Raw genomic sequence first — 21,897 nt, forward strand, 5'->3', positions numbered from 1 at the left:
ATATTCTTAACCCCACGCAGCCATATCTATAGGCAAACGGAAGCACATCATTTATTTACCTCTTCACCTTCATATATTCCGTAGGAGTCATGCCATACTCCTTGGAGAAGCATTTGGAGAAATAACTGCTGTTGGAAAAACCAACGGTATACATCACCTCGGAAACACTGAACTTGCCCTGGCTCAGGAGCTCGGCAGCACGGCTCATACGCATCTCACGGATATACTCTACAGGCGTACGACCCGTTATCGCCTTCGTTTTGCGATACAGCTGCTTGCCACCTATACCTATCACATCCTGCAACATCGAAACGTTGAAGTCGGAATCAATCATATGCTTCTCTATCGCCTCATTGATCTCTTCGAGCAGACGCTTGTCTGCCGCATCCAACTCGCTGACATCTACCATCTTCTTTTCCTCTTCAGAAGACTCAGATCGTGCAGGAACTGGTTCTGAGGATGATGACTCAGGCTCAGATACAGGCGAAGCGGATAACCCAGTGGCAACAGAAGATGACACATCAGGAATCTTCACGTTCAGGTAGCGGACCATCAGAGCAGTCACCTCATCAAATGAATGATGAGCCACAGCTGCCTTCAAATCTTCCGTCAGACGGTTGAAGAAGTCTATACGCATCTGTACCTGCTCCAACACCTCAGCCTTCTGCTTCTGGGCATCAGCCAGTTCCTTGCGCAGAAAATACCAGCTTACCAGCCATGCCACAAACACGATGAGTGCCGTGATATAGAAGAGCTTGCACCACCAGGAGAGATACCAAGGCGGCAGGACGGAGATGTCGAGCGAATAAACCTCGACGGCTATCTTGCCTTCACCATCCACGGCATGAACCGTAAGATGATAATCGCCATAAGACAAACCATTGTAGGTGATATCGATATTGCCGGAGTTCAGATAATGCCAGTCGTGATCGCTGCCTTCGAGTTTGTAAGCATAAACGGCTGAAGGATGATCGGCAAAAGGAAGGTCGGTGAGCTGCAAGGTGAAGTTGTTCTCATCACTCTTCAGTTCCAGGATTTCTCCACGCTCCTCACGAGCCTCTCCGTTTACGATGATTCCAGCCAGCATCAAGCGGGTAAACTGCTTAGGCTTCTGTACTACATCGGAACTGATTGCCACATAGCCGTCATTGCCGCCCATCATTACCTCATGAGTCTGTCTGCTGTAACAGATGTTGAGCGGCACAACAGAAGGAATCATGAAGCGCTGGCTCTCGCCCTCAGGATTGATTACGCAGCATTCATTGCCCGATACCACCCACATCTTGCCTTCCACATCGCACATGGTACTTACCTTGCCACCAATCTGCCATGTCTTGGAAGAAAAGCTGTTACCCAGCACAGAACCGGCTGCATAATAACAGGTTACCGAACTGTTATCACCCATCCAGATATTGCCCTTGCTGTCTGCCATCAGATAGTTGACAACATCTGAGTTAGCTACCTGCACCACCTTCATATTGTTCGGATTGATGCAGTTGAGACGGGTATAGGTAGAAACCCAAATCCTACCCTTTCCATCCATCACCATCTGACCTACATGCAAACCAGAGAGCGCATTCTTTCCCTTGTCCGAGTAATGCCAGTCGGCTATGGTCTTGCCGCTCAGAAGAGCCGCCTTATCCATCACGAAGACACCGCCCTGATAAGAACCCATCCATATCCTGCCCTTCTTGTCCTGGAGAATATCGTAAGCCCAGGCAGTAGAATACTTGCCACTCTTATCGTAGACGATGAAGTTGCGCATCTGATGAGAACTGCGGTCATAGAAGTTGATGCCATGGTCGGTACAGATCCATACATCGCCGTCATGGTCTTCATAAATCTTGCGTACACGGTTATGACTCAGCGGGAAGGCAGAGCTGTTCTGCTTGTACCATGCCACATTCTGATAACCTTCAGCATTCCGGGTGAAATGAATCAGACCGTTGGTACCGCCCATCCACCATTCGCCGTTACGGGTCTGGAGCATGGCATGGAGACAGTTGCCCTCACCCGACATCGTAATCTTATCGAGCGATACATAGCGGTAATAGGTATGGGTAGTGAGACGGGAGAGTCCATTGTCAGTACCCACCCATACATTCTGCCATTTATCTACAAAGCAAGCCCAGACGATGTTGTTAGGAATAGAAGCATCATCGCGGGAATCGTGGATATAATGGGTGATGGCATTGGAGAGTGCCATCTGATAGAGTCCGTTATCGGTTCCGATATAGAGATTGCCGGCAGCATCGGCAGAGAGACATTTGATGGAATTGCCGTTGAGAGCTGGAATCTGTGAGAAGTTCCTGAGCTGCAGATCGGCACAATAGAGAGCGCCCTCGGTTCCAATCCAGTAGCATCGGCGCTTGGCATCATAGGCGAGCGCATTGACCAGCGGCTGTTCTCCGGCACGGAGCGGAATCAGTCTGCTGCCGAGATGCAGACCAGCGAGCGAACCTACGAGCAAGCCTCGCGGAGTAGAGAGCAAGGCATAGACATCGCCACCGAAGTCAGTCTTACCGCCTTTCATATCGAGCACACGGAGTTCCTTCAACTGCCTGCGTTTCGTCTCATCTGCAAAAGCCTTCATGGCAGGTGTTTCGGCATATTGATAAGATTGCGTATCGAATTTCAGGATACCGTTGCCGGTAGCCAGATAGAGCATTCTGCCCTCGAAACCGAGCGCATTGACACGCGTATTGCTGAATGTATGTTCCTGAAAATGGCGGTAGCCATGATAACCATCATAGCTGTAAAGACCGTTGTCGGTTCCGAGCCATATCATTCCATCACTGTCCTGGGTAATGGCACAAACTGCCTGAGCACCTTCAAGGGAGGTGTTGACGAAACGCTGCGCATGGATGGCAAGCGAAATAAAGAGCATAGCAATTGCCATGCTGATGCGGTATATAGGTTTTATTGACTTTTTCATGCGTGCAAATTTACACAATATTCATGATAACGCCAAAAAATATCGGAGGAAATTCATAAAAAAAGAATCCCCTGGGAAAAATAGCCGCTGCTATTCCCAGAGGATCCGATATAAACTATATACTTTATAACCAACCGAAATCGGTCTTTGTTATCTTATATTGCCTGGAGCGTAATCGACTTTTCGATATTTCGCTTGCTGTCTTTTACCTTCAGGATGATGTCGCCCTTCTGCTTGCTGCTCTGTACGATGACAACGAGTTTGCCGGAGAAGAGTTTCATCTGTGGCTGGGTGAACGGTTCGAGCGATGTGGCATCGCCATTGCAGGCTGCCTTAAAAGTGCCGGCACCACTCACCTCGAAGGTCAGTTCGTCATCGGCAAGCGGACATTCATTGCCGTCCTTATCCTGCAGACTCACGGTGATGAAGGCAAGGTCGTTGCCATCGGCATTCAGAAGCACATTGTGCTCATCGGTACAGCCTTCTACCATGCAGGCAATAGGCTCATGATCAGGTGTTTCTACACTGAACTTCATCTGCGCAGGCTCGCCGGCGGTACGCTTCACGTCCTCGCCAACCTTATCGCCATACTGGTTATAGGTAACCACGCGAATCTCACCCGGTTCATACTTCACATTGTTCCAGCGCAGACGGTAGCGGTCCAGACGGCTTGACTTGTCCTTGCGAACCCTGCCCTGACTCTTGCCGTTGACGAAGAGTTCGCCTTCCACACCATCGGTATAGCAATATACAGGGGTAACCTGTCCTTCTCTGCCCTTCCAGTTCCAGTGAGGAAGAAGATGGGTGGTATGCTGCTGCTCGTTCCAGCGGGCACGATACATATAGTAGCGGTCCTTTGGAAGTCCGGCAAGGTCACAGATGCCGAAGTAGCTGCTACGGCTTGGCCAGTAGGTATCGTAAGGAGTAGGCTCGCCCAGATAGTCGTAACCGGTCCATACAAACTCACCGATTACCCAACTGTAGTCATCCTGCATCTTCCAGTCATCATCCGGAAGATTGCTCCAGGAACAGTATTCGGTATCATAGCTTGAGCACTGACCATCAGGATAGGTAGCCTTATCACTTACCACTACCGGGAACTTGTATACGCCACGGGAGCTGACCGTAGAGGCGGTTTCAGAACCGAGGAGGAAGCCCTGAGGCAACTGCTCGATATTCTTATAATATTTATGTACGCGATAGTTGAAGCCCGGCACGTCCATTACCTGGGCAAATCCACTCTTCAGGGCAGCCTCAGCCTGATCCATACCCTGGGTAACAGGGCGGGATGGGTCGTACTGATGACAGATATCCTGCAGATGCTTAGCAATCTGCACACCCTCCTTGCTCCACTGTTCAGGAATCTCGTTACCGATGCTCCACATCACGATGCTAGGATGGTTGCGATGGTGCTTTACCAGATTGGTGATATCCTTATCGCTCCACTCCTTGAAGAAGTTGGCATAGCCGTTCTTGCATTTAGGATAAATCCACATATCGAAACTCTCTGCCATTACCATCATACCGAGGGAATCGCAGATTTCCATCTGCATGGTAGAAGGCATGTTGTGGGCAGTACGGATAGCATCGCAACCCATCTGCTTCATCGTCTTGATCTGGCGGATGAGAGCTGCCTTGTTCTCTGCTGCACCCAACGGACCGAGGTCGTGGTGCAGACAGACACCTTTCAGTTTACGGGTAACACCATTGAGTTGGAAGCCATAATCCTTGGATACGGCGATGGTGCGGATACCGGTCTTCAGGGTCTGAACATCAGCCACCTTCTTTCCTTCATATCGGATAAGTTTTACCTGATAGAGATAAGGAGATTCCGGAGACCAGAGCTGAGGATTCGCTACCTTCAGAGTAGTCTTGATTTCAGGATTGGCACCTGTGACGGTCTGCTCGGCAACCTTCTTGCCAGCCTCATCCAACAGGGCTATAACGGTCTTGCCCGACTTACCAGTCTTTCCTTCCAGCAGCGCATTTACTTCTACTTCAGCTTCCTGCTTATCAGCTTTCAGGGTACGCACGAAGGTATCCCAGGTAGAGAAGTTTTCGTTGCCATAGAGTTCTATGAAAACCGGACGGTAAAGACCGCCTCCCGGATACCAACGACTGCTCTCCTCTACATTATTAAGATGTACCTCGATGAGATTACTCTTACCAAACTGGATGAAAGGTGTGATGTCGATGCGGAAGGCATTGTAGCCGTAAGCCCATCTGCCAGCCTCCTTGCCATTGACGCTGACAACAGGCTGGCTCATGGCACCGTCGAAGACGAGTACGGCACGCTTATAGCCCTTAGGAGCCGTCCAGTTCATCTTATACATTCCTTCACCTATCCAAGGCAGCGCACCAGAGCGCCCCGACTTCTCGGTCTTTTCGGTTTCGCCATTCTGCTCGATGGCCACCATCTGCAGGTCCCATTTCTTATCGAAAGGACCCGCGATAGCCCAGTCGTGCGGAACAGCTACCTGCTGCCACGTCTTGCCATCACGGGAGAAGTCCCATGAAGGCAGGTTAATAACCTTTCTGCTCTGCGCCTGGCACAGCGTAGTGAGTGCCAGGGCAAGAGTCATGAAAGTAATGCTTCTCTTGATCATATTGCTATTTAATATTTTTATTTATATGCATCGAATACGGCAGTTGGTTTGCCGCTGTTGTCGAAGGCTCCCTTGGTATATGCAGACCAACCCAGAGTGGTATAGTTGGCTGGCTTCCAGTTGTTGTAAACTTCCGGTTCCCAATAGAAGATACCCTCGCAAGTAGAGATTGCCTTGCAGCCATCCACCATCTTCTTCATCATGGGCGCAGCCTGGTCAGAGCCCCACCACATACCGATTTCAGAGATGATGACATGGCAGTTGTACTGTTCTGATAAAGTCTTAATATTATTCAGACAATTGGTGGTTAAATCCTGCCAATTGTTATCTTCTGGATAAAGTGACATACCGATGACATCCCATTTTCCACCCTTCTTCTTCAATTCACCAAAGAGCCAGGTATAACGGCCGAGGTTATTACCCTCATCCACGTGCACGATGACTTTAGCTTGTGGATAAACCGCCTTTACGGCATCATATCCGGCGTTAACATAAGCAGCAAAGTTGGCTGCATTCTTAGATACCTGACCGGTTACAGCCTCATCGCTGTTGAAGAGCATTCCGTCGCGGGTTTCATTGCCCACCTGCACCCACTCTACGTTGGTTACACCTCTATCCTTCAGGGCATTCAACACATCCTTGGTATGATCAGCCACAGCCTGTTTCATCTGTTCGGCAGTATAGCCCTGCCATGCAGCCGGAACTTTCTGGTTGCCCGGGTCAGCCCAGGTATCAGAATAGTGGAAGTCAATCATCAGACGGAAGCCGAGCTGCTGAGCACGCCAAGCCTTGGCGATGACATCATCCTTGCCACACCAGCCACCTTCCGGATTTACCCAGACACGCAGACGGATAGAATTGGTTTCCTCTTCGCGGAGGAGCTTCATGCATTCTGTAGCCTTGCCATTCTGATTATAGAATTTCACACCATCCTTCTCCATCTCTGTGAGCCAACTTACATCGGCGCCCTTGGCGAAGCCACTCATATCGTATGTTTTCTCCTGCTCGTGAACAGTAGAATCGTCGCTGCTGCAACTTGTTCCTGTAATAGAGAACAAGAGTGCTGAAGCCAGCAATATGGCTTTTCCAAATATATTCTTCATTGTTTTACTTTTAGGTTGCGTTTTACGTTAAAATACGTTTTACGTTTAAAATTGTTTTCGGTTACAAAAGTAGAGAAAAGAGAAGAAAACAGCAGATAGATTTAAGACAAAAATAAAGAAAAAACGGACAAAAGCAAATCTTTATCTAGCTTTTGTCCGTTTTGTCATTAAAAAAGCAAGAATCTTTAAATCAGTTCTATACCTTTACTCTTTTACAGGTACAAGTTTAGTACTGCCACCTTCTGTATCACCAGTAGAACCACTAGTCTCGCCACCTCCGGTAGAACCACCTTCGCCAGAAGCATTGTTCTCTCCGAACACCTTGACAACACCAGAAGTATAAGCGTCAAGAATGCTTGCCAAAGCAGGCCATGGCTGCTGGTGACCATTTGTTACGACTGTTTCATCAGGAATAACGAAATCAATGTCACCATGATTCAAACGACCTGCACCATAGAAACCTTCTACGATAGAAGGAACATCTTCTGCCTTATCTGCAGTGTATGCATACATGAGGCTTGAGTTGGTATCGAAATTGTTGTAAGAAGTACCACCTACCAAAGTCTTTACGCTTGAAGGAACCTGCTCACTTGGGGCAGAAACCTCGTATGCATCAAAGCTTGTATTGTTTTCTGAATATGGGATATAGCTGAAGTTTTCTGGCTTGTTGGCAAATACATTGCCGTATGCCTTAATCAAACCACCATTCTCACTAGAGAAAGTACCATCGCCCTTGGCATCAGTACCCTGCTCAGAACTCATGATAGGACGCTTGGTTGCATCAAAGTAGTTAGACTCCATGAACACACTTGAGCCCATTGTCGCACCAATACCATAAACATCATTGTGCTGATAGTAGTTGTTGTACATGTGAACACTCATAGTACGAATACGAGCCATACGAGAGTCAGAATGGTCGAACCAGTTATGATGATAAGTAATATAGTTAGGACCAGTTTCACTCTTCATACCACACATAGAAGCCTTACCATTATCCCAGAAGCGGTTGTATGCTACAGTTATATACTGGGAGTCACCCTTGATATCTACAGTACCATCACCCTTGGCCTGGTCGGCAGCACTGCCCTTCTTACCATAGAAGAGATCCATGTTGTGAATCCATACATGAGAGTTATCAGTATCAAGAGACATAGCATCATCCAGGCAACGCATGATAGCAAAGTTACGGAACTCTACACTCTTGGTATTACGAAGCAAGAAACCAAATCCATATACAGTAGCATCATCACCGACTCCTTCGAAAGTCATGTTCATTTCAGAGTGAGCACCCTTACCCTTAACCCGCAAACCTTCTGCAGAACTTGAAATGTGATCCAAATCAGAAAGATTTACCTTACCGATGATACGGAAGGCGATAGGAGTAGTATCCTTGCCCTTAGAATAAGCATCAATAATAGACTGAAGACCTGTAATCGCCTTAAGCTTTCCAGTATTAACTGTTGTAGAAACGGTCTTAGCTGTCTTAGCCGTAATATACAGGACCTTAGCACCTGCCTTCAAAGTACCATCATTATTATAAGCACCTACACCATCATACTTGAAATGAGCAAAGCCCTCACGGTTGTAGTTCTTTACAACCAAATTAGAAACTGTATTTGCACCAGCAATCTCTGTACCTTCAGCATTGACAGGAACAACCTTTACAGAATAAGTACCAGCCTTCAAACCGAGAACATCGGCACGATAATAAGAAGCATATTGACGAATCAACTGAGCATCAATCTTCTTATCACCTACATATACATTATAAGAAGAAGCACCCTCGAATGGAGCCCACTTCAAGTAGGCAGACTCCTGCCAGCCCTTTGCCTCAGTAATCTGAATCACACCTGCAGGATTTTCAACATCACCACTTTCGCCCTGATCAGCCTTCTTGGCAAAGCTGATAGCCTGAACAGAAGCATCATACTCATCATTCTCTGAACCTGATTTAGGTGCGATGATTGTCTTGTCACCTTCGAACTTCACACTTGTCAAGTCTGCAGTATTATAATACTTCACATCACCCGACTTGGTAGTAACATACATCTGGTTCACCTTGCTGTTACGAGCCACGGCATGGGTAATCTTAAATGTCCCTGTCTGAGCCACGGCAGCACTCAAACTCATCAGGAGGAGTGCCAAAGTAAATACCATTTTCTTCATTGTTCAATCCTCCTTATTTTATTTGATGATAACTTTCTTACCATTAATAATATAAACACCCTTAGATAAGCCCTTAGGGGATTTACCAACACATTGGCCCAGAAGGTTATAAACCTTTCCTTGCAATGCTTTCTTTATATCTTCTATCTGGCTGATGCCGGTATTTTGATAAGTGAAAGAAAGGGTTACGAGCGACATATCCGTCTGATCAGATGTATTATCTGAATACTGAAGAACGACATTGTCGCCATCGAAGGTAATCTCTGTGACAGTCTTGTCTATGACCTGGCCATTAATCTTAACCGTCTGTTTGCTGCCGGCAAATACTGCCGTAGACAACATTCCAGCCAACAATAATAAATAAGCTTTTTTCATTTTAACGAATGTTTGTTAGATTAATTTTTTGGTTTGTTTTTGAATTTTACAATGCAAAAGTAGTGAAAAAATAGCTATTATAAAACATCCTGGCACATTTTTCTTACGCAAACGTTTTCATAAGTGTAAAATGGAATATTATAAAAAAGGGCATAAAAAAAGACTGAATCCTGTTACGAAGATTCAGTCTCATAAAGAAGTGGTACCACCAGGAATCGAACCGGGGACACAAGGATTTTCAGTCCTTTGCTCTACCAACTGAGCTATGGCACCAACTTTCACAAATCGCGATTTATCATTTGCGGGTGCAAAGGTAATACTTTTTTCTGGTTCCTGCAAATTTTTCGGGAAATTTCTTTCAAAAAAAGATAAAAAAGTCTATTTTTGTTGGTATTATCCATTATTTAATGTACCTTTGCAGCAGAAATCGGGATTTAGCGCAGTTGGTAGCGCACGTCGTTCGGGACGATGAGGTCGCTGGTTCGAGTCCAGTAATCCCGACCAAAAGCCGTCTAATGTGCCTATACTCAGGGGATTTGCCTTGGTCGTGGTCAAAATGGTCGGCGAAATTTCGGTATCACAAGAGCTTAAAAATCCGTAAGCCTATGAAGTTTTTAAAGGATTTTTTTTATATCAATTACCATGAACGGCGAGCATTACTCGTAATCCTGATCCTGCTCGTTGTCAGTACCACAATGATTTTCATTGTAGGTTCTAAAGAAACTATGCCCTCAGAAAAGCAACAAGCTCATAACGATAGTATCATCAGATATGCCACAAGGGAGCATCCAGGCTATTATGAAGACGGACTTCAGTCGAGCGAAGTATTCGCCTTTGACCCCAATACGGCAAGCCAATCTGATTTTCAACGGCTGGGACTGGAATCATGGCAAGCCAGAAGCATCATCAAATATCGAAATAAAGGAGGCATCTTCAGGACACCTAGAGACTTTGCACGGGTTTACGGACTAACCAAGAAGCAATTCGAAAAACTGCTGCCCTTTATCAGAATTGGTAAAGACTACCAGCTGGCTGCCAACTTTTACCCAAGAGAAAGATACAACTACGGCTATCAAGAGACAGTTCCAAGAACAAGAGAAGAAAGAAAGAAGGATAGTACCCAATACAGTTATCCAAGAAAACTGAAAGAAGGTCAGTATATCAACATCAATTCTGCTGATACGACCGAACTGCAGAAAATTCCCGGCATAGGCTCTTACTATGCCAGAAGCATCATCCGTTACAGAGAGCGGTTAGGCGGTTTTGTTTCCATGAGCCAGATACAAGAAGTGGAAGGCGTGCCCGAGACAGCCCTCCACTATATGAATATTGATGCAAAACATATCCGGAAAATGAATGTCAACCAGCTCAGTTTAACCGAATTGCGCAAACATCCTTACCTGAACTTTTACCAGGCAAAGGAAATCGTAAACTACCGCAGAACCCATGGTCCGCTGAAAAATGCTGAAGAGCTGCGTCTCCTCAAAGACTTTCCACCTGCCGAAATAGAAAGAATCAAGCCGTATCTTGCCTACTAGGGGCAAGATAAAGCTAGCTTGTCTGTCTGCAAGTTTGCCGGTTTTACTAAATGACACCAAACTGGTGCAGGAAGATAAGGAAAATACAGATTGGACAGATAAAACGGATGGTGAACAGGAAGACTGGGAAGAGAGTTCCCTTCAAGGTTCCCCAGTTAGTAAACTCATCACGCACAATCTTCTTTGGCACATACCATCCCAGGAACAGACAGGTGATGAATGAACTCAACGGCATGAGCAGCTGGGCAGTAAAGTTGTCACAATTGCTCAGGAAATCCTTGCCGAAGAAACCCAAATCAGGTACGGCACCCTGAGAGAGCGAGCAGAATACGGCTATGATGCAGCAAACAACGGTCTCGAACCAGGCTCCCTTGGCACGGCTTATCTTACCCTCCTCATAAATAAAGGCGGTACCTATCTCGTGCATAGAGATGGTAGAAGTCAAGGCTGCCAATACAAGCAAAGCATAGAATAACACCGAAATCACATAACCGACAACCGGCATGTTACCGAAAGCCTCCTGGAATACGTTTGGCAAGGTAATGAAGATGAGCGAAGGACCACTGTCTGGCTGCACACCTACCGAGAAGGCTGCAGGGAATATCATCAAACCTGCCAATACGGCGATTACCGTATCAATGGTCACAATCAGAGTAGCAGACTTCAAGAGATTGGTCTGTCTGTTGAAGTAAGAGGCATAAGTACACAGACAAGCCGTACCCATACTCAAAGAGAAGAACGCCTGTCCCAGCGCTTCGAGCAACACATTCTCATCTACCTTAGAGAAATCCGGCTTCAGCAGGAACTCCACTCCTTTCATCGCTCCCGGCAGAGAGCAGGAAGCTATCACAATCACAATCAACAGGAAGAAGAGCATAGGCATCAGTATCTTGGATGCTTTCTCTATACCATTGCGCACACCACGTACTACCACCATGTGGGTAAGCAGGATAAAACCTACTGCCCATAAGGTAGGACGGATAGGATCGGCTGAAAAGGTCTGGAAATAGGTCTTCACATACTCCGCATCGCCATGAACACCGCCCATGATACTGGCATAGAGATACTGCAGGCACCAGCCAGCCACTACGGCATAGAAACCCAGGATAATCATAGAGGTGATGACACCCATCAAGCCCAAAGCACCCCAAGCCTTATGCTTTCCCAAATTGGAATAAGCTCGGGCTGCATTAGAAGCGGAATGGCGGCCGATGATGAATTCACTCATCATGCCAGGCAATCCGAGCAGGATGATACATACCAAATAGATGAGAATGAAGGCGGCACCACCATTCTGACCTGCCATATAAGGGAAACGCCACACATTACCCAAACCGACTGCAGAGCCGGCTGTGGCAAGAATAACGCCCAACTTACTACCAAAATTTCCTCTTGTTTCCATTATCTAAATCTTTAATGTGTAGTGTTTGTTGTTATCAGAAGACACCAAACTGGTTCAGAAATACCAGAAAGATGAGGACAGGACAAACGAACTTAATCAGGAAAAGATAGATACCGAAGAGACGGCCCTTCAAGGTTCCCCAGTTAGTAAACTCATCCTGTACGATCTGCTTAGGTACATACCAGCCCAGGAACAGGCAGGTAAGGAATCCTCCCAGAGGAAGGAATATCTGACCCGTAACAAAGTCGAACCAATCGAACAGCGCCTTTCCGAAGAACGAAAGCTTATCTGTTGCACCCAAAGAGAGCGAACAGAAGGCTCCGATGATGGCACAGGAAACCGTAACGATGGTAGCACCTTTCTTGCGATCTATCTTCAACTCCTCATAGAAGAAAGAGGTATTCACCTCATGAAGTGACATCAGCGAGGTCAAGGCAGCTACCGACAGCAATACGTAGAAGAACAGCGAGATGATCCATCCCAATACAGGGAACGATGCAAACGCCTGATTAAAGACATTCGGCAAAGTGATGAAGATGAGCGAAGGACCACTATCCGGTGATATTCCTACAGAGAAGGCTGCAGGGAAAATCATCAGACCAGCCAGTACTGCTACCAGCAAATCAATGATGGAAATCTGCAAAGCACTCTTAAAGAGATTGGTCTGACGGCTGAAGTAAGAGGCATAGGTACAGATACAGCCCATACCGATACTCATAGAATAGAACGACTGTCCCAAGGCATTCAGGAACACGTTTCTGTCTACCTTTCCGAAATCAGGCTTCAACAGGAACTCCACGCCCTTACCTGCATCCGGCAACAGACAAGCTGCTACCACAATGATCAAAAGCAGGATGAACAGGAGAGGCATCATCACCTTAGAAGCCTTCTCTATACCGCCACGCACACCATGAATAATCACGAAATGACAAATCAGGAATATCACTACCGTCCACATAACCGGACGCATAGGATCAGAAGAAAACTCCTTGAAGTAATTCGCCACAAAGGTAGGGTCACCATGCAGTTCGCCCATGATGCTGGCATAGACATACTGCAGACACCAGCCCGAAACTACCGCATAATAGCCCGTAATCAGAAAACCGGTAAGCACCTCCAGGTAACCTACCCACTTCCATGCCGTACCATTAGAGAGTTTGGTATAGGCACGTGCGGTATTTGAGGCACCATGACGGCCGATGATAAACTCAGAAATCATACATGGAATGCCCAACAGGAGCACACTTCCGATGTATACCAGAATAAAGGCTGCGCCACCTTCCTGACCAGCCATATAAGGGAAGCGCCATACGTTACCCAAACCTACGGCGCCACCTGCTGTAGCAAGAATCAATCCAATCTTGCTACCAAAACTTCCTCTATTTGAATCTGTCATTTCTATCTTTCTATTACTAATTTCTTATTTTTTAATTTTTCTTCGTGCAAAATTATAAAATAATTCTGAAATATATGAATTATTTGAAAGCAAAAACACAAATTTAGTAATATTTATGCAATTTAATCCGTTTTAGGACGCAGAAATGACCTTTTCGATACATTTTCTAACGATATTCAGCCGGCAAGGTATCACGCCACTTCGAGAAAGGATTGCCCAAGAGATGCGAATTGTAGAATCGCTTATCACCTGTTACCTCCATGCCGATGAAATCAGGTTTCTCATAGGCTTCAGTCTCGCTAGCCAACTCCACCTCTGCCATGACCAGACCTTCGTTATCGCCATAGAACTCATCTACCTCGAAGGTATGACTGCCACTTTTCACAAGATAGCGACGCTTATCGATAACGCCTCCCTGACAAAGTTGCAGAAGATGCTGCGCCTCGTCCATCGTTATCTCCTTTTCAAACTCATAGCGGGTCATGCCGCCATTTACCGACTTGCCCTTAATGGTAAGGTAAGCCTTCTCATCCCGTGTGCGAACCCGCACCGTAGCCCCCTCGGCAGGAATATATCCCTGCTGGATATGACTAGAAGAAAAGGCGGCGCTTTTATAAGCGTCGCCCTTCTTAACGAGGAATTTTCTTTCTATCTCTAATCCACTCATAGTTTTATACTAATCTTGTTGCATAGATGGCAAAAAGAATACCGAGGACTATCAATCCACCGAATATCCACTTGATTACTTTCTCGCCTTTTGCAGCCTGTTTCTTCTGATAAGCCTCATGTTTGGCTCTTCTTAAGTCTTTATTTACACTCATAGTCGTATATTTTTTAGATTATTATTGTTGTTCGTCATCATTCGTAGGGAACTCCATCAGGTATGCCTTGATGAAATCATCTATCTTGCCGTCCATCACGCCATCTACATCCGATGTCTGATAGTTGGTACGGTGGTCTTTCACACGACGGTCGTCGAAGACATAACTTCTAATCTGGCTTCCCCACTCTATCTTCTTCTTACCAGCCTCAATCTTAGCCTTAGCCTCCAGACGCTTCTTCATGGCGCGGTCGTAGAGTTGGCTCTTCAAGAGCAACAATGCCTTGGCACGGTTCTTTGGCTGGTCACGGGTCTCGGTATTCTCGATGAGGATTTCTTCTTCCTCGCCGGTATCAGGGTCAGTATACCAATAACGCAGACGGACACCGGATTCAACCTTATTCACATTCTGACCACCGGCACCACTCGAACGGAAGGTATCCCAGGAGAGTTTGGCTGGGTCGACATATACCTCGATGGTATCATCTACCAGCGGAGTTACGAAGACACTGGCGAAACTGGTCATTCGCTTGCCCTGGGCATTGAAAGGAGAAACACGCACCAGTCGGTGCACACCGTTCTCGCTCTTCAGATAACCATAAGCGTACTCACCGCCCTCGATGGTCATCGTCACGCTCTTGATACCAGCCTCATCGCCTTCCAGCATATCGGTGATGGTTACCTTGTAGCCATGAGCCTCAGCCCAGCGCATATACATACGCATCAGCATCTGTGCCCAGTCCTGACTTTCTGTACCACCGGCACCGGAATTAATCTTGAGCACGCAGTCCATCGGGTCTTCCTTCTGGCGAAGCATGTTCTTCAACTCCAGGTCTTCGATGGCTTTGATCGCCTTGGCATAATCAGCATCCACCTCTTCCTCGGTTACCATTTCATCTTTATAGAAATCGAAGGCAAGCTGCAGTTCATCGGCATAAAGACGTACAGTCTTATAACCGTCGAGCCATTTCTGGATGCCTTTCACCTTCTTCATCTGCTCCTGTGCATACTTCGGGTCTTCCCAAAAGTCAGGAGCCTGGGTGCGGAGCTGCTCCTCTTCGAATTCTACTTTCTTCTGGTCTATATTGAGATAGTGATGCAGAGCGTCAGCTCTGTCCATCACATCCTTCAACTGGTCAGCTGTAATCATTAACTCTTAACTATAAACGTTTAACTTTAAACTTTATGATTACTCCTCATACATCTTGTCTATCTCCGCCTTGTAGTTCTTGTTGATGATAGGGCGGCGAATCTTCAAGGTATTGGTCAACTCACCCGACTCCATAGAGAAGTGGTGAGCCAGGAGGGTAATGCGCTTAATCTGCTCATAATAAGCCAGATTTTGCTGGAGAATCTGGATACGGTCCATCAGCATCTTCTGCACCTTCTCGTTAGCACACAAATCTTCACGGCAGGTGAAGGCGATATGATGCTCACGTGCCCAGTCCTCCACGAGACGGAACTCTGGAACGACGAGGGCTGAAACGAACTTGCGCTGGTCGGCAACAACAGCCACCTGATCGATAAACTTATCTACCAGGAGCAACGATTCTACCTGCTGCGGAGCGATATATTTACCATTCGATGTCTTGAACAGGTCCTTGATACGCTCGGTGAGATAAAGCTCGCCATCCTTCATGTAGCCGGCATCACCGGTATGGAAGAATCCATCCTTGTCGAATGCCTTCGCATTGGTGGTATCACGATGATAATAGCCCGGAGTGATGGTAGGACCCTTGAGAAGCACCTCATTATCCTCACCTATCTTTACCTGAATGCAGGAGATAGGGCGACCCACCGAACCCAGACTGCGTTTCTTGTCGAGATGATCGCAAGATACGGTAGCAAGACTCTCGGTCAGACCGTAACCCACCACCATATTGATACCGATGGCATGTACAAACTCCTCTACTTCCGGACTTACATAAGCACCCGCTGTAGGGAAGATATTCGGTTTTTCCAAGCCCAACTGATTGCGAACCATGCTCAAAACGGTCTTGTTGATAATTCTATATTCCAACTCCAATGTCAGAGGAGGGCGCTTGCAGTTTGCCAGATATTCTATATTCCGCTTCTTTCCTACCGCCAAGGCATGGTAGAAGAGTTTCTTCTGGATAGGACCGGCATCATCCATCTTTGCCTTTACGGCGATATACACCTTCTCCCAGAAACGTGGCACACTACACATACAGGTAGGATGCATCTCTCTCATACTCTCCTGAATTTCATGAGGATAAGTATTGATGATGAGTTCGGCACCTTCGCTCAAGCAGAGATATGCCCATCCACGCTCAAAGATATGGGTGAATGGAAGGAAGTCGATGACACGGTCCTTTTCGGTAACAGGAATGCACTCATTGTTTGCCTTCAAAGCAGCATAATACTGGCTATAGGTCAGCATCACGCCCTTGCTATCTCCAGTTGTTCCACTGGTATAGAGGATATTAGCCAAGTCATCCATACTTGCCTGTTTGTAGAGTTCCTCTACCTCCGTCTGACGAGGAAGATTCTCTCCCAGCTTCAGGAAGTCCTTGAAATAGAGGGCTGCAGGATCGTGGGTACTGATGCGTACGCTTGAATCGAAGATGATGATACGCTCCAGAGATGGACAGAGGGCAAAGATACGGTGAGCCTTGTCATACTGCTCCTGTTCGCCAACAAAGAGGAAGCGAATCTGCGCATCATTAATCATATATTGAATCTGCTGCTCGCTGCTGTTGGCATAGAAAGGCACAGAGGTAACTCTGATACCGTACGCACCGAAGTCGGTGTACAGATAATGCACACAGTTCTGCGAGAAGACTGCGATTTTGTCAAGAGGTTTAGCCCCAAGATTCAGGAGGGCATTGCTCACTTGTTTCACTCTTAAGGAAAAGAGGTTGAATGAAACCGATTGCCACTGGTCGCTGCCAAACTTTCTGAAAGTTAAAGCAGTTTTCTCTCCCCATTTCTTGGCGAGATTATGTACCAGTACCGAAAGATGACTATTAATCTGCATAAGCTTATATTTATATTCTGATGCAAAGATAATAGAATTTGTTAAGAACACAAAATAAAAAGATATTTTTTCCACTTTATCTGCTCTTTTTTTCGTATCTTTGCAGAAAAAACAAAGAATAGAGAGATTATGATGACACAAGAAGAATATGTAAGCGATGCCGTGGATTTGCTGAAAAAGCTCATCGCCACCCCATCTGTAAGCAGAAACGAGAAGGAGGCTGCCGACATCATGGAGCAGACCATCCGCAAATATGGTTTCGAACCTCATCGTGAGGCGAACAACATCTGGATTATCGACCCTCATTACGATGAGAGCCGACCTACCCTGCTGCTCAACGCTCACATCGATACCGTGAAGCCTGTGGCTTCATGGACGCGCAACCCGTTTTCACCGGATGTTGAAGAGGGTGTACTTTATGGTTTGGGCAGCAACGATTGCGGCGGCGGACTCTGTTCGCTCCTCCAGATATTCAGAATGCTGACCGCAAAGCCTCAGCAGTATAATCTTATCTATCTGGCATCCGCCGAAGAAGAGGTGTCGGGAAAGGATGGCATTACCCGTGCCCTGCCTTTGCTTCCGCATATCGACCTTGCCATCGTAGGTGAACCTACCGGCATGAACCCGGCTGTTGCCGAAAAGGGACTGATGGTGCTGGATGTGATTGCTCACGGAAAGAGCGGTCATGCTGCCCGCAACGAGGGAGTAAACGCTATCTACGAGGCATTGGATGATATGCGATGGATTCGTGACTATAAGTTTGAGAAAGTGAGCGAGTTCCTGGGACCTACCAAGATGACGCTTACCGTAGTGAATGCCGGAACCCAGCACAATGTGATTCCGGATAAGTGTACGATGCTTGTGGATATCCGCACCAACGAGTTTTACGACAACGAGGAGGTTTACGAGTTTATCTGCCAGCACCTGAAGAGCGAGGTGAAGGCCCACAGTTTCCGTCTGAAGTCATCCCGCATCGACCCGGCGCATCCTCTTATCAGGAAATGTGTAGCCATGGGCATGAAGCCGTTCGGCAGTCCTACCCTCAGCGACCAGGCTCTGATGCACTTCCCATCCTTCAAACTGGGTCCGGGCGAATCTTCCCGCTCCCATTCAGCCGATGAATTTATCAAAATAAGCGAGATAGCTGATGCTATCGCCAAATACAAAGAGCTCTTAGATGGCGCTGCCATCTAAGAGCTCTGCTCAATTCATCTATATTATATGTTTACCTGCAGAATTACTTCACTACCTGTTCAGTAGAGGCATTCTCGCCATTAACAGGAGTACCGGCAGTACCATCGTTGATAAAGAACTTAGCCTTGAGATATGCCGTAGGAATCTGAACCTTATACCAACCAGTCTTACCATTATGAGAAGCAGAGGCATCGTAAGTCATCTTGACTCCTGGCCATGCGGTAGAAGATGTTTTACCATTATAGAAGTAGCAATAAACATTCTCCCAGTTGGAAGCGTTATCGAAGTAAACATACTCTGGATCAACGATCTCATCTTCATGTACCTTGGTCACAGTAGTGCTGTATGTTCCGTCAACATAGTAGCCGTGGTTGACAAAGTCCACGTCAGCAGTTATCTTATTTCCATTACCATCCAAGAAAATGAGTTGAGCAGGAGCAGTTGTCTCGGTGCCATCATAAGTCCACTTGAAGACATTCTTTCCAGAAACACTCTTACCTACAAGAGGCAACTTTTTATTGATAGCATCATTCCATTCACCAGCATACTTAATTACAGGCTTAACCTTGTTATTCCATACATATACGGCTGCTGCCGCATTGGATGTCTCCAAGAAACAGGAGATTTCGTCAGCCTTGCCCAATTCTGGAACGTAAGCCTTCACCTTCTTGTAAGTTACCGAACCTGTTTCTGTCTTGCCTTCCTTGTCAGTTGCACCCCAAGTGATAGTAACATTCTTACCATAGGCAACATCAGCACCTACAGTAAACTGCTTGTCAGCAGTAAAATCCTGCTTAGCACCATCATTCACCTGAATCCAGGCAGAAACAGCATTCAAAGGAGTAGCAGTCACAGTGAGCGTCTCATCAGAGAAGGCTGTACCATCAGCTGGATTGAAAACAACCTCAGGAGGCAGCACAATAGAACCAGCATTATAGATGACAGCAATACCTGACTCGTCAACATGACCAGAGATTGTAGAAGCATTGACGGTGAAAGCACCACCGCCTACCATATCCTTATAAGTACCAGGCTTGAGCCACTTGCCGTCGCCAGCACCATTGGCTACAGTCACGTCACGGTCAGAACCATTTCCCAATACGATAATAGCGCCACTCTTACGAACCTGAGCACAAACGCCATTACCTTTTACATAATAGTTTGGCTCGCCGGCACAAACGTTGTGCATGTAGTTTACCTGAGCTACTTCAGCATCTTTGAAGTGAACACTTCCCTTATCACCAAATTTGATAGCTCCCTTATCCTTCTGGAAAGGACGAGAGAAATAAAGAGCGGTAGCTCCATTGTTTCCTGCTACAACTGCATAAGCACGGTCGATAACATTCTGGCTTTTATTCTTTGACTCACCACCATCGTTGGCATAAGTATCATGGCTTTCACCCCAATAAACCAACTTTTCTGTCTTTGCTTTTCTCTGATTGAAATTGCCAACAGATCCATTGATAGAACCACCAGCGAAAGAATCGGCAAAGCCGTTACCATAACCATTATCGGTAATACTCATGTAGGTCTGATACTCTGGGAAAAGGGTCTTATCATCACCACCAGTACCATCAAGGATCTCACCATAGTTGTACATCTCCTGATCCACCACATTCTGCATAAAAGAGTCACCCTCAGAAGGCAAACCAATGTGCTTGATAGCATCCCAACGTACACCATCCACACCACAGGCCTTCAAATCCTGGATGTATTGTTTGATGATGGCTTGCACAGTAGGATTGTTGGTATCGAGGTCCCACATTCCAATCATACCAAATGTAACCTGATGGCGGTCATTCCAGTTACCCACACCAAATCGTTCATGATAAAGACTCGCGTCCTTCAAGCGTGCAGCCACGTTAGGATGGTCGGTATGGTTGGCAACAACATCCACAATTACCTTGACACCATACTCATGAGCCTTAGCACAGAGGACCTTCAGGTCAGCTTCAGTACCAAGACCATTACCTATTTTAAAATCGTATGGACGATAAACATCATACCAGACGGATCCTTTACCTGCTCTTTCGTGAACAGGAGAAGTCTGAACGGCAGTAAAGCCTGCCTTGGCGATATTAGGAATTTCTTCCTGGATATCTGCCAACGTCCAGTCGAAACAATGAAGGATGACACCATCCTGAATATTGTCTTTAAGACCATATTTGTTGTCTGCAAAGATGTTGGATGCCATGCTGAAGAGCATCACCAACATCAGAAGACCATAATTGATTGTCTTTTTCATATTCTGCTATTATTTTCTGATGATTACTTTCTTACCATTATGAATATAGAGTCCTGGCTGAGCAGGCTTGCTGATACGGACACCTGTGATAGAATACCAGGCATCATCGGTTGTCTTCTTCACAGCTGTGATGGTAGTATTCTCTATGGCTGTAACAACCTTACCGTTTACATAAACCGTTTCTCCCTGAAGAGTTGAACCTGCTTCGCCATTATTGATGACGAAACAACCTGTAAGGAAAGCAGCAGGAACCTCCAAAGAATAATAGCCTTTCTTGCCGTTATACTCAGTCTCTTCGTCGAGCTGCATCTTCACGCCAGGCCATTCTACAGAAGCCTCAGTTCCGTTATAAATATAGCAATATACATTCTTCAGGTTCTCTATTGTATTATCAAAGAACACCTTTACCTTGCCTGCAGGAGCAGTCTCAATGGTCTTGGTATATTTACCTTCTACGTAATAACCATGATTCTTGAATTCCTGATCACCGCCATTCAGCTTCTGCCCACCATCATGAGTAAAAATCACACCTGTAGGGATTTCAGTTCCACCTGTATAAGTCCATTTAAAGACTTTCTTGCCATCTTTAGTTCCCATCAAGGTCATGGCATCTCCAGGCCAAGCAGCAGTAGTAAACTGTTTAACCTTGTCATTCCAGGCCCAAATTTTGGCATTGTCATAACTTGTTTCCAAGAACACGGAGATTTCATTTTCCGTTACCACTGGTGTATAGTCTGCCGCAAGTGCTGAAACTGGAGCCATGAAGGTCATGCTCAGCAGCAATACCAGTGTACAAATCAACGTATAAAATTTCTGCATAAACAAAATGTATTAAGTTTGAATTATAAGATTTCGTCGGCAAAAATAAGAATACTTGTTGAAAAACTGATGAAGAAAAGTTGAATAAATAGCATAAAAAAAAGACAATCGTTTGCACAATTTGCAAGCGTATGCCTTTTTTTTATGCTATTTACTCAAGTGGCTCAATCAGCTTACTCAAGTGGTTCAATCAGACTACTCAAGTGGCTCAATCAGCGAGTACAGTCGACTGCGTAACCCGATACAGTCGAATCCTTAACCCGATGCAGTCATATCCTTAACCCGATGCAGTCGAATCCT

At 46.2% G+C, this 21,897-nt stretch carries 15 protein-coding genes and 2 tRNA genes; 3 read left to right on the forward strand and 14 right to left on the reverse strand.

Annotated features, from left to right (window positions below; genetic code table 11):
- Positions 1 to 55: 55 nt before the first annotated feature.
- From RCO84_RS12040 to RCO84_RS12065, 6 genes are all read right to left on the reverse strand, one after another.
- On the reverse strand, positions 56 to 2,935 hold the full coding sequence (locus RCO84_RS12040) for a two-component regulator propeller domain-containing protein (protein ID WP_317585196.1): 2,880 nt from the start codon (positions 2,933 to 2,935) through the stop codon (positions 56 to 58).
- 155 nt (positions 2,936 to 3,090) lie between these two features.
- On the reverse strand, positions 3,091 to 5,541 hold the full coding sequence (locus RCO84_RS12045; protein WP_317585197.1) for a glycoside hydrolase family 2 TIM barrel-domain containing protein: 2,451 nt from the start codon (positions 5,539 to 5,541) through the stop codon (positions 3,091 to 3,093).
- A 17-nt stretch (positions 5,542 to 5,558) separates the two neighbouring features.
- Positions 5,559 to 6,644, reverse strand: a complete 1,086-nt coding sequence (locus RCO84_RS12050) for a glycoside hydrolase family 53 protein (RefSeq protein WP_317585198.1) — start codon at positions 6,642 to 6,644, stop codon at positions 5,559 to 5,561.
- 204 nt (positions 6,645 to 6,848) lie between these two features.
- The gene (locus RCO84_RS12055; RefSeq protein WP_317585199.1) at positions 6,849 to 8,810 is read right to left on the reverse strand and encodes a pectate lyase family protein; all 1,962 of its coding nucleotides are present in this window, start codon (positions 8,808 to 8,810) and stop codon (positions 6,849 to 6,851) included.
- 18 nt (positions 8,811 to 8,828) lie between these two features.
- On the reverse strand, positions 8,829 to 9,185 hold the full coding sequence (locus tag RCO84_RS12060; RefSeq protein WP_317585201.1) for a subtilase: 357 nt from the start codon (positions 9,183 to 9,185) through the stop codon (positions 8,829 to 8,831).
- A 200-nt stretch (positions 9,186 to 9,385) separates the two neighbouring features.
- Positions 9,386 to 9,458 (reverse strand) — tRNA-Phe (locus RCO84_RS12065).
- A gap of 155 nt (positions 9,459 to 9,613) precedes the next feature.
- Between RCO84_RS12065 and RCO84_RS12070 the strand changes: the two genes are divergently transcribed.
- Positions 9,614 to 9,689 (forward strand) — tRNA-Pro (locus tag RCO84_RS12070).
- Positions 9,690 to 9,910: 221 nt separating this feature from the next.
- A complete protein-coding gene (locus RCO84_RS12075; RefSeq protein ID WP_317585202.1) occupies positions 9,911 to 10,723 on the forward strand; it encodes a helix-hairpin-helix domain-containing protein in 813 nt (270 codons plus the stop codon).
- 46 nt (positions 10,724 to 10,769) lie between these two features.
- Here RCO84_RS12075 and RCO84_RS12080 read toward each other — a convergent pair whose 3' ends face one another.
- The 6 genes from RCO84_RS12080 to RCO84_RS12105 all read right to left on the reverse strand — a co-directional run bounded on the left by RCO84_RS12080 (position 10,770) and on the right by RCO84_RS12105 (position 17,339).
- Positions 10,770 to 12,125, reverse strand: a complete 1,356-nt coding sequence (locus tag RCO84_RS12080) for a sodium-dependent transporter (protein ID WP_317585203.1) — start codon at positions 12,123 to 12,125, stop codon at positions 10,770 to 10,772.
- A gap of 34 nt (positions 12,126 to 12,159) precedes the next feature.
- On the reverse strand, positions 12,160 to 13,521 hold the full coding sequence (locus tag RCO84_RS12085; RefSeq protein ID WP_317572840.1) for a sodium-dependent transporter: 1,362 nt from the start codon (positions 13,519 to 13,521) through the stop codon (positions 12,160 to 12,162).
- 166 nt (positions 13,522 to 13,687) lie between these two features.
- Complete coding sequence (locus RCO84_RS12090) at positions 13,688 to 14,188, reverse strand: CYTH domain-containing protein (RefSeq protein ID WP_006847608.1); 501 nt, start codon at positions 14,186 to 14,188, stop codon at positions 13,688 to 13,690.
- A gap of 4 nt (positions 14,189 to 14,192) precedes the next feature.
- Positions 14,193 to 14,342: a hypothetical protein gene (locus tag RCO84_RS12095; RefSeq protein ID WP_186292301.1), complete on the reverse strand. Its 150-nt coding sequence runs from the start codon at positions 14,340 to 14,342 to the stop codon at positions 14,193 to 14,195.
- A 21-nt stretch (positions 14,343 to 14,363) separates the two neighbouring features.
- On the reverse strand, positions 14,364 to 15,491 hold the full coding sequence (prfB, locus tag RCO84_RS12100; protein ID WP_317572841.1) for a peptide chain release factor 2: 1,128 nt from the start codon (positions 15,489 to 15,491) through the stop codon (positions 14,364 to 14,366).
- A gap of 39 nt (positions 15,492 to 15,530) precedes the next feature.
- Positions 15,531 to 17,339, reverse strand: coding sequence for an AMP-dependent synthetase/ligase (locus RCO84_RS12105; RefSeq protein WP_317585204.1), 1,809 nt, complete (start codon positions 17,337 to 17,339; stop codon positions 15,531 to 15,533).
- Between the two features lie 129 nt (positions 17,340 to 17,468).
- Between RCO84_RS12105 and RCO84_RS12110 the strand changes: the two genes are divergently transcribed.
- Positions 17,469 to 18,533, forward strand: a complete 1,065-nt coding sequence (locus RCO84_RS12110) for a M20 family metallo-hydrolase (RefSeq protein ID WP_254970221.1) — start codon at positions 17,469 to 17,471, stop codon at positions 18,531 to 18,533.
- Between the two features lie 43 nt (positions 18,534 to 18,576).
- On the opposite strand, the gene RCO84_RS12115 is transcribed toward RCO84_RS12110, so the two are convergent.
- Both RCO84_RS12115 and RCO84_RS12120 read right to left on the reverse strand, forming a co-directional pair.
- On the reverse strand, positions 18,577 to 20,778 hold the full coding sequence (locus RCO84_RS12115) for an alpha-amylase family glycosyl hydrolase (protein ID WP_317585207.1): 2,202 nt from the start codon (positions 20,776 to 20,778) through the stop codon (positions 18,577 to 18,579).
- Between the two features lie 9 nt (positions 20,779 to 20,787).
- The gene (locus RCO84_RS12120; RefSeq protein WP_317585208.1) at positions 20,788 to 21,597 is read right to left on the reverse strand and encodes a starch-binding protein; all 810 of its coding nucleotides are present in this window, start codon (positions 21,595 to 21,597) and stop codon (positions 20,788 to 20,790) included.
- Positions 21,598 to 21,897: the final 300 nt, after the last annotated feature.

The organism is Segatella copri (genome assembly GCF_949820605.1).
Classification (GTDB): Bacteria; Bacteroidota; Bacteroidia; order Bacteroidales; family Bacteroidaceae; genus Prevotella.